The sequence below is a fragment of the Amycolatopsis sp. NPDC041971 genome, assembly GCF_055588925.1.
In genome coordinates this window covers 992,340-1,007,987 of record NZ_JBVJCE010000001.1, presented here as the reverse complement: position 1 = coordinate 1,007,987, position 15,648 = coordinate 992,340, and the positions used below count along the sequence as shown (strand labels likewise).

Sequence of the window (15,648 nt, the reverse complement as noted above, 5' to 3'; positions counted from 1 at the left end):
GACTCACAAGGTCCGATGTCATCACTCACAGTGCCCATCCCGCCGGACCTCAGCCCGGCGTGTCGGGCCGGAAACACCGATCCTGGAACAGTCCCTCGTGTCGCCCTGTGGGATGACACGGCGGTGGCGTGGGTGCGATCTGAGTGACGGTGATCAACAGTGTGCCGGGGTGTGTGAGCGGCGAGGGTGTTTCCGAGGCACGTGATGGTCGGCGCCACCATGGTGACCATCCGCAACATCGCCAAGCACAACTTCGCGGTCGGTGCCGCATGAGGGCCAGCACAACGGACCCGCCGGCCAGCCCGCCATCGTCCAGGCCGAACCGCTCGCCGTCGCCGGCGGATGGCTCGTCATCCCCGACACCACGATCAACCTCGTCGTGTCTGTCGTCGGCATGCTCGGCTCGATCGCCTCGACGATCCTCGCCCGCCGCAAGGTCACCCCGGTTGTCGCCGCGCGACGACGGTGGCCGTCGGCTTCGCTGAGTAGCCCTCTAGTCGCGTAACGATGCCCTATGCTCGGCCTTCGAGACCGATCGACATGAACATTAGGGGAGGGTTCCGTGATGATCGGGGTTTCAGGGCGGCGTCGTCCGGCCGTTGTGGTGCGGTGTAAGTCGCGAGGGGTGATCCATGTCTGAGGGATCGCCTGCCTATGAACCTGGTCTGGACCTGGGCGTGGCTGGTTACTTCCGGCCGTCCGGCGGTTCGTACGGCACATCGGTTCCGGAGGGCGCGGGGTACAAGTACGACGAGGCCACCCTGCAAGAACTCGTCAAGGAGTGGCGAGAGCTTGCCCAGGAATACCGGAACGACATCGTGGACGCGCGGCACCTCGCGAAGGCTCAGCCGCCAGGCGCCGAGTACGCGAGCGGGGACAACGCCCAGCTCATCCGATCTTCTGGCGAAGCGCTCATCGTGGCTCTGAATCAACGCGTCGCCTACTGCGAGAAGATGGCCGACAAGTATGTGGCCGCGCTCGGCAAGTACGCCACTGCCGAAGAGCGGGCCACCGAGGACATCAACCAGCAGTCGAAGGGTATCTAGTGACGCGACGCATGATCGTTGTTTGCGGCGCGGCAGCGCTGGTCCTGTCTGCCTGCTCCACCCCGCATGATGGGACACCGACCCCGTCCGGTGGCGGGACAAGCCCCGCGCCGTCGAGTTCGGCCGGCCAAGTTCCCGGACCTGACGTTCCCAAGGTGGCCAATCCGATCGACCTCGCCCGGTTCCGGCAGTCGCCTTGCGACGCGTTGACCAGCACGCAAGCCCAAGATCTCATCGGGCCCAAAGTCGAAGCCACACCCCGGAACGAGTCGGCGGGACCTGCGTGTGTGTGGATCACCCCGTCCACGTCGCGTCCTTCGGTCAACGTGGTCATTGGCAACGGGCCGGACGGCGGAACGGCTGCCGTCTACGCCGCCAAGGGCAAGGCCTACAAGATCGTCGAACCCCTCGAACCGATCGAGGGCTACCCCGTGACCGCGTACGAGGTGCTCGCCGAGCGCGTCGAGGGCGGATGTGCGGTCGCGCTGGGCACCAGCGACGACCAAACCATCACCGTTGCGGCGGAGCAGTCCGAGGGCAACATCGGTAAGAAGGACGCGTGTGACGCCGCGCGCCAAGCGGCGGTCAGCGTGCTAGCCACACTTCGGGCAGCGAAGTAGCGGCGGGGCGAAGACGAGGCCGTCGGGCTCAACCGTGCCGACGGCCTTTCTTTCGCGGCGTGATCCCCGCCGCGAGCAGCTTCCGCCGCATCATGCTGTAGGTGCAGCCGAAGCTGTCGGCAACCTCGGGGATAGTCATCCCGTTTTCGTAGGCGATCACCATGCTCCGCGACGCCGGGACGACTGGCGGCGGGCCGTTCTTGCGCAGCGTCGTGCCCGCCGCCAGCAGCAGCACCCGCGCCCGGTGATAGGTGAGGCCATGGCGGGACTTCAGATCGGCGATCGTGGCACCGTCCTCGTATTCCCGCCGGAGTGTCGTGCTGAGGTCGTCCGTCAATGCTTCCCGATCACGTAGAGGACCTTGCCTCGCGATCGCAGCGTCATCCCGGCCTGGAGCAGCATCGAGGCGCCTCGCTCGCACAGGTTGACCATGCCCGGCGGCACTCCGGAATCCGGACCTTCGCCGGTCGCAGCGTCACGCCATCGGCGAGCACGCTCTCGCGCACGAATCGGTAGGTCAGGCCGTGCTCGGCGGCGAGGCCTTCGAGCGTGGCACCCGCCACGTACGCGGACGCCAATGTCGCGGGGGTCGTCGTTCAGCATTCCTGTCCCTGTCGTAGATGTGGAACGCGAGGGTCCCGGCGCGCTGCTGCCGCGCCGGGACTCCCCCATTCGGGCCCGCTCGCTCTCAAAGCCAGGGCCGAGATGGGTCATCTGCATTGCTTGGTGCGACCAGTTCGCCCAATCAGCGTGAGCTGCGGGTCGGCGATGTCGGTCGAGTGAGGTGCATGCACGTGTTGTGGCACGCTTCGGCAGTCCTAGGCCGACGGGTGGCCGTCGGTTGTCAGGTCAGATGTTCATGTGCTGGACGAGCCACTCGACCAACGCACGGGCGAGACCTGAGATGAGGCCGTTCAGCGTGCTCTGGACGAGTGGGCGAGGCCTGTGACGGCGGGAGTTTGGCATGGGGGTGGCTCCTTTGTGGTTGGCGGGTGTTCGAGAGTGCGGACTTGCGGATGACCACGATGCGGCACTAGGCCGTTCAGGTGAGTCATTTCGGTTCGCTCCCGGAAACGGCCTGGTGGTCGCGACCGGTGAAGCTAGGTTTCCGGTATCCGGAGTTCGGACGATTCCGAACGCGGAGAAGGGGTACGACAAGTGGGGATGGATCCGCGAGTCCGGTTGGTCGATCAACTCACGCAGCTCCGAGCGATGGCCGGTGAGCCGTCGTTGGCCGAGCTGGCAGCGAGGAATCGAGCACTGCTGGCAAAGACGACGATCTCGGAACTGTTAAACGGCCGGTTCACCCGACCGCCCCGATGGGAACGCGTTGCCGCGTTCATCACTGCGTGTGTCGAGATCGGCAAGCTCAACGGCTTGAGGCTCCCACCAGCGGAATCGCTCCTCGAGCAAGCCCGGTTTCATCACGGTGCGCTCGTCACCCTGGACACGGCGGACAGGCGCCGCCGATCAATCCGAGACAGCGACCAAGAGATCACGGCCAGACCGTGGCCGATAGCCGCGTCAGGGCGCCGCCTCATCGGTGCCTTGCCGCGCCGTGCCGCCGTGTTTCAGACTCGAGCGGCCGTGCCGACCTTGGAACGAGCCGTCAGTGACGGCAACCCGGCCGTTCCAACCGGATCCCGCAACACCTCAACCACTGTGCTGACCGGCCTCGGCGGAGCTGGCAAGACGCAGCTGGCGGCCGACTACGCCCAGACAGCGTGGGACGCGGACCGGGTCGACGTGCTGATGTGGATCTCCGCCCACAGCCGGGACGCCATCATTTCCGCATATGCCGATGCGGCGGCAGAGCTACTCGACATTGACCCCGCCCAAACCGAGCAGGCCGTTCGACGACTCCTGTCCTGGTTTGCCGAGACAGACCACAGATGGCTGGTCGTGCTGGACGACTTGCAACAACCCAGCGACCTCACCGGCTTGTGGCCACCACACTCCGCGACAGGCCAGGTGGTCGTGACCACTCGACGCCGGGACGCCACACTCGTCACCCCCGACCGCGCTGGGATCGAGGTCAGCGTCTTCACTCCCGACGAGTCACTCGCGTACCTCGAGGCCGCGCTCGCCGGCCGTTGCGACCTGCTCGACGATGATGCGGCCGGACTCGTCGATGACCTGGGGCACCTCCCGCTCGCGCTCGCGCAAGTCGCGGCCTATCTCATCGATCGTGGTCTTAGCTGCACCAAATACCGGATTCGGCTAGCCGACCACCAACGAGATCTGCAAGACGTTCTCCCCACCGCCGACGAGCTACCTGACGATCACCGGGACACGGTGGCCGCGATCTGGTCACTCTCGATCGACCTCGCCGACCGGCTCCGCCCTGTGGGGTTCGCCCGGCACCTGCTGGAGGCTGCGTCGCTACTGGACCCCAACGGGATTCCGGACGCTTTGTTCACCACGTCGCCTTTCCTCGGCTACCTTGCTGATCTCCTCGACAGCGCAGTCAGCAGCGATGACGTTCAGGACGCCCTGCATCTGCTACACAGGCTCAACCTCATCACCCTCGACATGACCGAACCACACCGAGCAGTCCGCGTCCATCAGCTTGTACAGCGCACGACCCGAGAGTCGCTCGCTTCTACCCGCTGGGGTCGGCTAGCCCGCATGTGTGGAAACGGGCTCCTGGAGATCTGGCCGGAGATCGAACTAAGTGCCCCGCTGGTGCAGGCACTACGCGCCAACACCGAGGCTCTCCACCGCACCGCAGACGATCATCTCTGGGACTCCGGCGTGCACGCTGTTCTCTTCCAAGCTGGTCACAGCCTCGGCATGTCTGGGCTGCTGAACAGCGCCATCGGCCACTACCAGCTTCTTCTCACGTCCGCGCAGCAACGACTGCCGCCGGAGCACCCCGACGTCCTGACCATTCGCGCCAACCTCGCCACCTGGCACGGTGAGGCAGGCGACCCGGTCGCGGCGGCCGCTGCCACAGAGGAGGTGCTAGCCGACCGCATTCGTCTCCTCGGCCCTCACCATCCTGACACTTTCAGCAGCCGGTATCACCTCGCGCGCTGGCGCGGTGAGGCAGGCGACCCGGCTGCGGCGGTGGCCGCTACCGAGGAGGTTCTGGCTGACCGCATTCGTCTACTCGGTTCCGACGATCTCGACACTCTGACTGCTCAACACAACCTCGCCCGTTGGCGCGCGTCCGCTGGTGACCACGCTGGCGCTGCCGCCGCACTGGAACAAGTGCTAGCCGCCCGCATTCGTCTCCTCGGCAACGACCATCCCGACAACCTCGCGACCCGCAGCATGCTTGCTGTTCTACGCGGAGTTCCTGGCAACCTGGATGCCACGGCCAAAGCCCTTGAGCAAGTGCTGGCTGACCACATTCGTCTTCTCGGCAACGACCACCCCAGCACGCTGAAGGCTGGTCACACCCTCGCCATCTGGCGTATGGCGGGCGAGAAGCCGGCCGGAGCAGGTGCCGATTTCGGGGAACTGCTGGGCGAACACGTCCGTGTACTCGGCCCTGACCACCCTGAAACCCTAGCGGTCCGCGGCAGCATCGCTACTTGGAAAGGTGAGGCTGGTGATCCGGCCGGAGCGGTTGTTGCTTTCCAGGATGTGCTGGCCGACCATGTTCGTCTCCTTGGCTCCGACCACCCCGCCACCCTTGCCACCCACGGCAAACTTGCCCACTGGCTAGGCGAGGCCGGCAATCCAGCCGCAGCGATCGCCGCTCATGAAGCCGTGCTGGCTGACCACATTCGTATCCTCGGCCACGACCATCCGCAGACACTATGGATGCGCTGCGATGCCGCTCGCTGGCGGGGCGAGGGCGGTGATCCAGCAGGTGCCGCAGACGAGTTCGAGGCACTGTTGACCGACCTGCTCCGGGTACACGGTCCCGATCATCTTGAGACCCTGAAGACACGGGCCGAAATCATCCGATGGCGCGAAGAGGCCGACGGGCCAATGAGCACAGCAATAATTGGCAACTGGCTAGATGATATTCACCGCGTGACCGGGATCGATCCCCGACGTGCACCCGACACGTCCTATAGGCCGAAAAACGACGATTCCAGCGCATTGTGACGAGCGGATGGCGGGACTTCTCAGCGACAACCCACGCGGAGGAGTCCTCTGTCAACCGGATGGAATGATCCCAACTGTCGGCGGACAACGAAACAGATGACCGTTGATGCCAGACAATTCTGGTGCGGCTGATACGTTGACTGAATCGAGCGCAACCCGAACTAACCAACCACAGTGGCACCGTAGGCGGGGACGCCCGCCACCTCGACTGATACGCCACCAGCGCAGACCGACCAACAACCAGATACAGCAACACGAATCAGGTACGCCCGCATGCCGTGAGCTCGTCCAGCACCCCGTCGACACAGGAGCACCGACGGAGCACCGCGCGGGTGCAATACCGGCCGATCGGCATGACAGATCCAAGAAAACAGCAGGTAGAACGCCTACTGTTAGGAAGGCACCCATGAAGGCGCAAGATAGACCTACGGATTAAAAGTCCGCAGCTCTACCAATTGAGCTAACGGCCCGTGCGGTCGAGTCTAGTAGACCGCCGCCGACGACCAGGATGGCGGGGGCGCCGCCGGAGCGCCACGGAATTGTCGGGGGTCTCTGCCAGGGTCGGGGGCATGGACACGATCCCTGACGAGAACTACTCGGCCAGTTGGGAGGGCGACCGTCCGGAGCCTCCGCGGGTGGCGAGTGAGCGCGAGATCTTGACGTCCGCGCTCGATTGGCATCGTCGCACGTTCGAGCTGAAGTGCCAGGGGCTGACGCCGGAGCAGCTGGCCCTGCGGGCGATCGAGCCGTCGGGGTTGTCGCTGCACGGGCTGCTCAGGCACCTCACGGGCACCGAGCGCTGGTGGTTCCGCCTCCAGTTCGCGGGTGAGGACGTCCCGATGCTCTATTACTCCGACGAGTGGCCTGAGCAGGACTTCGAGGACACCGGTGGCGACGTCGAGGCCGCGTGGGCGGCTTGGCATGAGGAGTGTGCGCGGTCGCGGGAGATCGTGGCGGCCGCTTCGCTCGATGACACGGGCAAGAGCCGTCGCGACGGGGAGCCGTTCTCGCTGCGGTGGTTGCTGACGCGTCACATCGCCGAGTACGCGCGCCACGCCGGGCACGCCGACCTGCTGCGCGAGCGCATCGACGGGAGGACAGGCCACTGAGACCTTGAAATGCGATGCTGGGCCGATGAACGCCGATCCCGATTCCGGCCTCCTGTCCCCGGTCCGCGCCGGCACGCCCGCCGAGGCGGCGACGGGTGATCTCGCCTGGTTGCGGGCCTTGCTGGACACGGAGGCGGCGCTCGCCAGGGCGCAGGCCGGCACGGGGTTGATCCCGCAGGCCGCCGCGGAGGCGATCACCGAGGCCGCCGCGTCGGTCGAGATCGACGTGGTCGCGTTGGCGAGGGCGGCCCGCGACACGGCGAACCCGGTCGTGGGGCTGATCAAGGAGCTGACCGCGGCGGCCGGGACGGAGTACGTCCACCGCGGTTCCACCAGCCAGGACATCTTCGACACCGCGATGATGCTGGTCGCCGCGCGGACCCGGGCGCTCATCACCGCGGACCTCGAGACGACGGCGAACGCGCTGCGTGATCTCGCCCGCGCGCATCGCGACACGATCATGGCCGGGCGCACCCTCACCGCCCACGCGGTCCCCACCACGTTCGGGCTCAAGGCGGCGGGCTGGCGTCAGTTGACCCTCGACGCGCTCGACAGGCTGAACCGGGTCGTCCTGCCGGTCTCGCTAGGGGGCGCGGCGGGCACGAGGGCCGCGTACGCCGAGTACGCGCGGCTCGCCGACCTGCCTGACGGCTATCCGCAACGGCTTCAGACGGCTTTCGCCGACGAGACCGGCCTCGCCGAGTCCACGCTCCCCTGGCACACCCTTCGCACCCCGACGGCCGACCTCGCCGCCGCTCTTTCGTTCACCGCCGCCGCGCTCGGCAAGATCGCGGTCGACGTCCAGTTCCTGACGCGCACCGAGGTCGGGGAGGTCACCGAACCCGCCGGCAAGGGTCGTGGCGGGTCCTCGGCGATGCCGCACAAGCGCAATCCGGTGCTCGCGACGCTGATCCGTTCGGCCGCGTTGCAGGTCCCGGTGCTGGCCACCGGTGTCACCCAGGCCCTTGTCTCCGAGGACGAACGGTCCGCGGGCGCGTGGCACGCCGAGTGGCAGCTGTTGCGCGAGTGCCTGCGCCTGACCGGCGGCGCCGCGCATACGGCGGCCGAGCTCGCCCGAGGGCTGGTCGTCAACGACGAGCGCATGCGCGAGAACCTCGGCCTCACGCACGGCCAGATCGTCTCCGAGCGGCTTTCGACCGTGCTCGCCCCGCTGCTCGGCAAGGCGCGGGCCAAGGAGGTCCTCGGCCAGGCGTCCAAGTTCGCGCTGGAGCAGGACAGGGCCCTCGGCGACGTTCTTTCCGAGCTGCCGGAGATAACCGGAGTGCTCTCCGCGGAATCCCTCGCCGGCCTGCTGGATCCCGCGAACTACACCGGTTCGGCCGGAGTGCTCACTGACGTCGCGCTGGAGGCCCGCGAAGAAAATCCGTGAACTTCTTGAACCGGTCCCGCGAGGGTTCCGTGTAGGGGGTACAAAGCTCACCGCGCCAAGCCGCGGAACCCCTACGAACAAGGAGAAATCCCATGCTTCGCAAGCGTTTCGCCGTCGCAGCGGCGTCCGCGGCCGTGGGCCTGGTCGCGTTGTCGGCCTGCTCCGGCGGCACCGAGACGGCGGCGCCGGCCGTCGCTCCCGCCGCCGCGGTGGCCGGGGCGGGCGGGAACGCCCCGGCGGCCAAGAGCGAGACCAAGGTGGCCGTGGCCGAAGCCGGGAATCTCGGCCAGGTGCTCGTCGACAAGGACGGGTTCACTTTGTACCGCTTCGACAAAGACAGCACGAAGCCGCCGAAGTCCACTTGCGACGGTGACTGCGCGAAGGCCTGGCCGCCGGTGCTCGCCGAGGGCGACGTCCAGCTCGAAGGCGTGGATCAGGCCCTGGTCGGCGAACTGACCCGCGCCGACGGCCGCAAGCAGGTCACCGTCGGCGGCTGGGCGCTTTACCGCTACGCCAAGGACGCCAAGGCGGGCGAGACGAAGGGGCAGGGCGTCGGCAGCACCTGGTACGCCGCGAACGCCAAGGGCGGCAAGGCGGGCCAAGCGGCCAAGGAAGCCGAGGAAGCCGAGGCGGCGCCGGCCGAGCAGAAGACGGACGGCGCCGCGAAGCTGGTCGCGAGCGACGTCGACGGCATCGGACCGGCCATTGTGGACCAGGACGGTTTCACGCTCTACATGTTCACCAAGGACAAGAAGAACAAGCAGCCGACCTGCAACGGTGACTGCGCGAAAACCTGGCCGCCGGTGCTCGCCGAGGGCGACGTCCAGCTCGAAGGCATCGATCAGAAGCTGCTCGGCACGGTGAAGCGCGCGGACGGCACCACGCAGGTCACCGTCGGCGGCTGGGCCGTCTACCGCTATGCCAAGGACGCGAACGCCGGTGAGGCGAACGGTCACGGCGTCGGCGGCACCTGGTTCGTCATCGAGCCCGCGGGCTGCAAAAGCACCGCGCCGGTGAAGAACAAGGCCGCAAAGAGCGGGAGCGCCGCCTCCGAAAAGAAGGAAGACGCTCCCGCCCGATCCGGCTACTGAGACCTAGTGGGCGAGGCCCGGTGGTCGTTCTTCATGAGCGGTGGCCGGGCCTTTCTCATGCTTCGGCCGTCGCGGATCGTTCCGGACGGGCTCGACGACCGTGGCACTGTCCGCCCGGTCCGTCACCACCGGTTCTTCTTCGTCCTCAGGCAGCAGCACCTTGTGCCGTGCGGGCAGGAACGCGATCACCAGCCCGAGCGCGGCGAGGCCGAGGTGCAGCCAGTTGTCCGGCCCGTTGAGGTTGAACGGGTTCCCCGCCTGTGAGACCGGGTTGGTCGAAACGGTCCCGGTGATCATGAGGCCCCAGACGAACAGCGCCCCGAAGGCGATGAACGTCAGGAAGCCGAAGGCCCGGGACCGGCCCGAGCCGAACGTCAGCAGCAGACCGATCGCGCCCAGCAGGACGAACCCGAGGTTGTAAAGCGGGTTCACCGAGAATCCGAGAACGGTCGCATCGCTGCGGCCGGCGAAATCGGCGAACCCGGTCCTGGTGAAGCCCATGATTCCGAACACCAGGAAAGCCAGGCTGGCCAGCCCGGCGAGGACCTGAGCGGGTTGGAGTCCCGCCGTTCGGATACGAGCGCGTTGTGCACGTGCCATTACTCCGCCTCCCAGAGTTGGCGACTCTGAATTCAAGCTGCGGGCCGGGTACCCCGAGGTCCTCCCGGGCAAACCGCCGCGTCCGAATGGCCTAGCCGTGAACACGAACGGGTGGTTCGGGCAATAACTCGTGTGGGCAAAGCAAGCGGGGTCTTCCTCCTGGTGGGGCTGTGCCTGGGTGCCGTCATCGCGATGGCGCTGGTTCCGCCGTCGCCTTCCGCCCCGGCGGCGATCGCGGCGTCGAGGGCCGGGGCGCTGACCGTGGAGGCCGAACCGGTGCCGGTCGAATCCCGGCCCCCGTCGTCCTCGGCGGTGCCAGGTCCACCGCCGAAATCCGTCGACACCCAGGCCCTCGCGGATCTCGTCCCCGGCGGGCAGGTGAGCGCGGTCGTTTACGACCGCACGGCCAAGAAGAACGCCGTTTCCCTCAGATCGGAGCGTTCCTACACCTCGGCGTCACTCGTGAAGCTCCTCATCGCGCTGGAAGCGCTTCGAGCGGGCACACCGGCGAGCACCGTGCAGCGGATGCTCTCGGCCAGCGACGACGGCATCGCCAGCAGGCTGTGGTCGGCCCATGGCGGGCCGGTCATCGTCACCCGGTGGGCGGCCGAGATCGGCCTCGGCGGCACGCGTCCGCCCGAGGACCCCGGCCGCTGGGGTGACACCAGGATCACCGCCGCGGACATCGTGAAGATCTACCGCTACCTGCTGGACCAGGCGGGCGCGGGAACGCGGACGACGATCATGCGGGCGTTGAGCGGCGCGACGGAGAGCGGCTCCGACGGAATTCGGCAGTACTTCGGCATCCCGGACGCCGTCGGCGCCCTCCCCTGGTCGATCAAGCAGGGCTGGGCGTGCTGCCGCGGCTCCCGCGTCCTGCACAGCTCCGGCGTCGTCGGCGAAGACGACCGTTACATCGTCGTCGTACTGACTTCCCAACCGACGTCCACCACCTATGCCGGCGCCGGCAAACGAGTGACCGACGTGGTGGAAGCACTACTTCCCGCTATTGATCGCCCGTAAGCAAGGTGGACAGGGGCCATCCGCCACTCTTTCCGGGAGGTCGTCATGGAGCACCGAGGCGAGTCTGCCCGCCGTGACGAGGCGGGAACGTGCTGACGCTGTGCGCGATCGGCTTGCCGGCTCGGGCTCTTCGGCGCCGCTTGAGTCTCAAGTGGACAGACAAGGGCGAGTGCCGCCTCCAGCACCCGGGCTCGGTCACGAGAACAGCGGGGAACCGGGTTCCCGACCGGTTTCGCTTGTATTCCCAAGGCTTATCGCGCCAAGCGCGGTCAGCTACTCGACGACGTCGACCAGCGCGCCCTTGGCGCCGGTGTTGGGCAGCGGCCACGGGGTGACCCCACCGTTGGTGATGATCTTCTTGTCCTGCGGCGAGCACGGCGGCACGGTCCGCGCGCCGATCCACGCCAGCACGTCGGGAACCTGCGCCTTGAAGGTGTTCATGTTGTGCCCGGCGTCCGGGATCCGCCACGACGACAGCGTCGCGGGCGGGCGGACGGCCGCCTGGATCTGGTCGATCGAGAAACTTTCGAAGCTTTCCTTGTCCCCCGCGATCGCGAGGATGTCCACCGGCGACGGATGCTTCCGCAGGGTCACCGTGATCGTGTTCGCGTCGGCGATGTCCTGCCTGCCCTTGAACAGGTTCTCCGTCTCGGCGTCCAGCGAAGCCTTGTAGTAGCCGCTGACGCTCGCCGCCTGGCCGTACCACTGCGGATGCCGGGTCACCAGGTTCATCGCGCAGTACCCGCCGGAGGACCAGCCCGCCATCGTCCACGCCTTCCGCTGCGGATTGGCGCCGAGTTTCTCGATCGCCCAGTCGCGGATGTCGGCGGTCAGGTAGGTGTCGTTGGCGGTGCCGTTGACCTCGTCGATGCATTCGGTGTCGTGGCCGACCTTCGGTTTCCCGGTCGGGTCCGGGATGATCACCAGGGTCGGCGGAAGCACGTGCTTCGCGATGGCCGCGTCCAGCTTGGCGGGCAGTTCGTAGGGGCCGGTGACCACTTCCGGGCCGGACGGGTAGTTCGAGATCCATTCGATGACCGGGAATTTGAGTGCCCGGTACGCGGGATCGTAGTACTGGGGCGGGAAGTACACCGAGACGTCGCGCGTGAGGCCGGTGCGTTCGCCGGTCACCGTCATGTGCACGACGGATCCCTTGCCCTCCTTGGCTCGCATCGCCCCGGCGTCCCGCAGTTTGTCGAGGTCCGAACCGTTCTGGCCGGCGACGGCGTCGACGCTCTCGCCCGAGTACACGCCGGTGCCGAACAGGGCGCCGAGCGTCGGGAAGAACCCGCCGATCATGTTCCCGCCCATCGCGGTGCTGACCACGACGAGCACCACCGCGGCGAGGATCGTGGTGCTGCGGCCGAGAACCTTGCGGCGCCAGCGTTCCCAGAGGAACGGCACGGCGATGATCGCGAGCAGCGTCAGCACCAAGACGACGACGAGGTTCAGTGTGGAATCGAGCCGGATGGCACTCAGTCCCAGTCCCATGGCGATCGTGTCCCTCTCCGGCCGCGGCACGCCCCCGCACCGCACTTCCCACATCTGGATCAAGAGACGTGCGGCCACCGGAAAGTGTTGTCCAGGGTGACGCGGGTCACCCTGGACGGACCACTCAGCCTTCGAGTGCGGTGCGCAGCACCCCGATCGCCTGCGTGATCGCGGCTTCCGCGGCGTGCGTTCCGCGCAGCGTGTTCAGCATGACGAAGTCGTGGACGATGCCCTGGTACCGCACGGCCGTCACCGGAACACCGGCCTGACGCAGCTTCGCGGCGTACGCCTCGCCTTCGTCGCGCAGGACGTCGGCCTCCGCGGTGATCACCAGCGCGGGCGGCAGGCCCGCCAGCTCGTCGAGGCCTGCCCGCAGCGGCGACGCGGTGATTTCCGCGCGCTGCGCCGGGTCTGTCGTGTACTGGTCCCAGAACCACTTCATGCCTTCGAGGGCGAGGAAGTAGCCCTCGGCGAACCGCCGATAGGACTCCGTGTCGAAGTTCGCGTCGGTGACCGGGTAGAAGAGCACCTGCTGGCGGAAGGTGACGTCGCCGCGCTGTTTCGCGAGCAGGGTGAGCGCGGCGGTCATGTTCCCGCCGACGGAGTCACCGGCGATCGCGATCCGCGTGCCGTCGAGCCCGTTCTCGGCACCGTGTTCGGCGACCCATTTCGCCACGGCGTAGTTCTGCTCGATGGCGACCGGGTATCGCGCCTCCGGCGAGCGGTCGTATTCGGGGAAGACGACGGCCGCGCCCGCGCCGACGGCGAGCTCGCGGACCAGGCGCTCGTGGGTGTGGAAGTTCCCGAAGACCCAGCCTGCGCCGTGGATGTAGACGATCACGGGCAGCGGGCCGGTGACGCCCCGTGGGCGGACGATGCGGACCTCGACGCCGTCGACGTGCGTGGTCTCGACGTCCGCGGCGGGCAGTTCGACGTCGCCGCCCTGAACCTCGTCGACGGCTTTGCGTCCTTCTTCCGGCGGCAGCTGGAAGAGGAACGGCGGATTGGCGGTGGCCTCCACGAAGGCCTGCGCGGCGGGTTCAAGGGCCAGATTGTGCGGGTTGGCGGTCATTTCTGCCTCCTGGAGCTGAAGTCGACGAGTTGAAGATAGCTCGCAACTCAGTTGTGCACAACTTAAAATCACGCAAGGAGATTTGGCCCACTCAAGTGGCGGGCTGGGGCATGATCGACGCATCATGGGACGAGGAGGACCGATGTCAACGGACAACGCGGGGTCGCTGTGCCTTGACGATCAACTGTGCTTCGGGCTCTACGCGGCATCGCGGGCCGTGACCGCGCTTTATCGCGTGGTGCTCGAAGACCTGGGCCTGACCTATCCGCAGTACCTCGTGATGCTCGCGCTCTGGGAGGAGGACGAGCGGCTGGTCAAGGAACTCGGCACGGTACTGAACCTCGACTCCGGCACGCTGTCGCCCCTGCTCAAGCGACTGGAGAAGACCGGACTGGTCCGGCGTGACCGGCAGGCCGACGACGAACGGTCCGTTCGCGTCAGCCTGACCGATGACGGCGCGCGGCTCCGGGAGCGCGCGAGCGGCATCCCGAAGATCATCGGGGAGGCGATCGGCCTCGACGCGGCCGGTCTCGCCCGCACCCGCGCGGAACTCGATCGCTTGACAGAATCCGTGAACGCCTACCGCGAGACCTACGTCCCGGCCGGTTAGCATGGGATTTCCGGCGCGGACAAAGGGATGACGATGATCGATCACGACGCGGCGCTCAAGGCCGTCGAGAACAGCTTGGACCGGCCGTCCGCGGCCCGCGTCTACGACTACTTCATCGGCGGCGACACGCACTACGCCATCGACCGCAATTTCGCCGAGAAGGTGCGCGAGCGCCTGCCGCTCATGGGCGACTACTGCAAGACCAGCAGGCAGTTCCTCGGCCGGGCCGTGCGGCACTGTGCCGAACAGGGCATCCGTCAGTTCGTCGACATCGGCTCCGGCCTGCCGACGGCGGGCAACGTGCACGAGGTCGCCGACGAGGCGCGGCCGCAGGAGGACACGCACGTCCTCTACATCGACAACGAGCCGATCGCCCTCGCGCATTCGACGCTGCTGCTCGCCGACACCGCCGACCCGGACCGGCACCACGCGATCGCCGCGGACCTGTTCGACCCCGAGGACCTGTGGGAACGGGTGATGGACTCCGGCATCATCGACGTCCGGGAGCCCGTGGCGCTGGTGATCAACGCGGTCATGCACTTCATCAAGGACGAGCAGGATCCCGACGCGCTGCTGGACTTCTATCGCGACCGGCTCGCGCCGGGTTCGCTGCTGGTGCTTTCGCAGATGACCAACGAGAACCCGGCCAACGACGAGGAACGACAGGCGTTGCTCGACATCCTCGAATACTACGAGACCACGACGAACCCCGGTTTCCTGCGCACCATGGACGAGTTCCGGCGGTTCTTCGGCGGCTGGCCGCTGCTGGAGCCGGGACTGGTCTACGCGCCGGCGTGGCACCCGGACGAGAAGACGATCTTCGCCGCGACCCCCTCGGAGTCGCGCGTCATCGGGGGCATCGCCCGCAAGCCGTAGCTTTCCCTTTCGGTCCGTGAAGGCCTCCTTGAGGGACCCTGGGTCCCTCAAGGAGGCCTTCACGGACTTGTGACCCAGGTCGCCTTGCCGTGCAACTAGGTGCATATGAAACTAGGTGCATGGCACTGGAGCACGCGATCCTGGTCTCACTGTCCGAGCGGTCCGGCTCGGGATACGAGCTGACGCGTCGCTTCGAGAAGTCCATCGGACTGTGGTGGAACGCCTCCCACCAGCAGATCTACCGCGTTCTCAAGCGGATGGAGGACGCGGGCTGGGTCGCCGTCGACCAGGTCGCGCAGTCCGGGAAACCCGACAAGAAGGTCTACACCGTCGGCGACGCGGGGCGGGCCGAACTCGCCCGCTGGCTCGCCGAACCCGATCCGTCGGCCACCGCCAGGGAACTCGCCGTGAAGATCCGCGGCGCGACCCTCGGCGATCCGGCCGCCGTCGCCGCCGAGGTCACCCGGCATCGCGACGCGCACGCGGCACGCCTCGACGCCTACCTGCTGATCGAGAAGCACGACTTCCCCGATCCCGGCGTCCTCAGTGGACGGTCGTTGCACCAGTTCCTCGTGCTGCGCGGAGGAATCCGTACCGAACAGGGCCATGTCGAATGGCTCGAAGAAGTCCTCCGGGCATTCCACCACGATGCGTAAGG

At 67.1% G+C, this 15,648-nt stretch carries 15 protein-coding genes; 11 read left to right on the top strand and 4 right to left on the bottom strand.

From position 1 onward, the window contains the following. Nucleotides 1–262: 262 nt before the first annotated feature. From ACZ6DT_RS05035 to ACZ6DT_RS05025, 3 genes are all read left to right on the top strand, one after another. Entirely contained in the window at nt 263–505 is a 243-nt protein-coding gene (locus ACZ6DT_RS05035) for a hypothetical protein (RefSeq protein ID WP_465588718.1), read from the top strand. Between the two features lie 172 nt (nt 506–677). After that, entirely contained in the window at nt 678–1,046 is a 369-nt protein-coding gene (locus tag ACZ6DT_RS05030; protein ID WP_465588716.1) for a hypothetical protein, read from the top strand. A gap of 11 nt (nt 1,047–1,057) precedes the next feature. Continuing rightward, nucleotides 1,058–1,666 (top strand): DUF3558 domain-containing protein, encoded by a 609-nt coding sequence (locus tag ACZ6DT_RS05025; RefSeq protein ID WP_465588713.1) that lies wholly within the window; start codon nt 1,058–1,060, stop codon nt 1,664–1,666. Between the two features lie 28 nt (nt 1,667–1,694). On the opposite strand, the gene ACZ6DT_RS05020 is transcribed toward ACZ6DT_RS05025, so the two are convergent. Continuing rightward, nucleotides 1,695–2,003: a helix-turn-helix domain-containing protein gene (locus tag ACZ6DT_RS05020; RefSeq protein WP_465588711.1), complete on the bottom strand. Its 309-nt coding sequence runs from the start codon at nt 2,001–2,003 to the stop codon at nt 1,695–1,697. An 845-nt stretch (nt 2,004–2,848) separates the two neighbouring features. On the opposite strand from ACZ6DT_RS05020, the gene fxsT reads away from it, so the two are divergent. The 4 genes from fxsT (at nt 2,849) to ACZ6DT_RS05000 (ending at nt 9,318) form a co-directional block, all read left to right on the top strand. After that, complete coding sequence (fxsT, locus tag ACZ6DT_RS05015; protein WP_465588709.1) at nt 2,849–5,728, top strand: FxSxx-COOH system tetratricopeptide repeat protein; 2,880 nt, start codon at nt 2,849–2,851, stop codon at nt 5,726–5,728. Nucleotides 5,729–6,297: 569 nt separating this feature from the next. Then, entirely contained in the window at nt 6,298–6,837 is a 540-nt protein-coding gene (locus ACZ6DT_RS05010) for a DinB family protein (protein WP_465588707.1), read from the top strand. 25 nt (nt 6,838–6,862) lie between these two features. Then, nucleotides 6,863–8,227, top strand: a complete 1,365-nt coding sequence (locus ACZ6DT_RS05005; protein ID WP_465588704.1) for a nitrosuccinate lyase — start codon at nt 6,863–6,865, stop codon at nt 8,225–8,227. A 92-nt stretch (nt 8,228–8,319) separates the two neighbouring features. Further along, nucleotides 8,320–9,318: a hypothetical protein gene (locus ACZ6DT_RS05000; protein ID WP_465588701.1), complete on the top strand. Its 999-nt coding sequence runs from the start codon at nt 8,320–8,322 to the stop codon at nt 9,316–9,318. Nucleotides 9,319–9,321: 3 nt separating this feature from the next. Here the strand turns inward: ACZ6DT_RS05000 and ACZ6DT_RS04995 are convergent, their stop codons facing one another. Then, nucleotides 9,322–9,918: a DUF4383 domain-containing protein gene (locus ACZ6DT_RS04995; RefSeq protein WP_465588699.1), complete on the bottom strand. Its 597-nt coding sequence runs from the start codon at nt 9,916–9,918 to the stop codon at nt 9,322–9,324. A 132-nt stretch (nt 9,919–10,050) separates the two neighbouring features. Here ACZ6DT_RS04995 and ACZ6DT_RS04990 point away from each other — a divergent pair, with 132 nt between their 5' ends. After that, the gene (locus ACZ6DT_RS04990) at nt 10,051–10,941 is read left to right on the top strand and encodes a serine hydrolase (protein ID WP_465588696.1); all 891 of its coding nucleotides are present in this window, start codon (nt 10,051–10,053) and stop codon (nt 10,939–10,941) included. A 273-nt stretch (nt 10,942–11,214) separates the two neighbouring features. Here ACZ6DT_RS04990 and ACZ6DT_RS04985 read toward each other — a convergent pair whose 3' ends face one another. Together ACZ6DT_RS04985 and ACZ6DT_RS04980 are read right to left on the bottom strand one after the other, a co-directional pair. Then, entirely contained in the window at nt 11,215–12,432 is a 1,218-nt protein-coding gene (locus ACZ6DT_RS04985) for an alpha/beta hydrolase (protein WP_465588693.1), read from the bottom strand. A gap of 124 nt (nt 12,433–12,556) precedes the next feature. After that, nucleotides 12,557–13,504, bottom strand: a complete 948-nt coding sequence (locus ACZ6DT_RS04980) for an alpha/beta hydrolase (RefSeq protein ID WP_465588690.1) — start codon at nt 13,502–13,504, stop codon at nt 12,557–12,559. 142 nt (nt 13,505–13,646) lie between these two features. On the opposite strand from ACZ6DT_RS04980, the gene ACZ6DT_RS04975 reads away from it, so the two are divergent. The 3 genes from ACZ6DT_RS04975 (at nt 13,647) to ACZ6DT_RS04965 (ending at nt 15,646) form a co-directional block, all read left to right on the top strand. After that, nucleotides 13,647–14,114 (top strand): MarR family winged helix-turn-helix transcriptional regulator, encoded by a 468-nt coding sequence (locus tag ACZ6DT_RS04975; protein WP_465588687.1) that lies wholly within the window; start codon nt 13,647–13,649, stop codon nt 14,112–14,114. A gap of 27 nt (nt 14,115–14,141) precedes the next feature. Continuing rightward, entirely contained in the window at nt 14,142–14,990 is an 849-nt protein-coding gene (locus ACZ6DT_RS04970) for an SAM-dependent methyltransferase (protein ID WP_465588684.1), read from the top strand. A gap of 119 nt (nt 14,991–15,109) precedes the next feature. Then, on the top strand, nt 15,110–15,646 hold the full coding sequence (locus ACZ6DT_RS04965) for a PadR family transcriptional regulator (protein ID WP_465588681.1): 537 nt from the start codon (nt 15,110–15,112) through the stop codon (nt 15,644–15,646). Nucleotides 15,647–15,648: the final 2 nt, after the last annotated feature.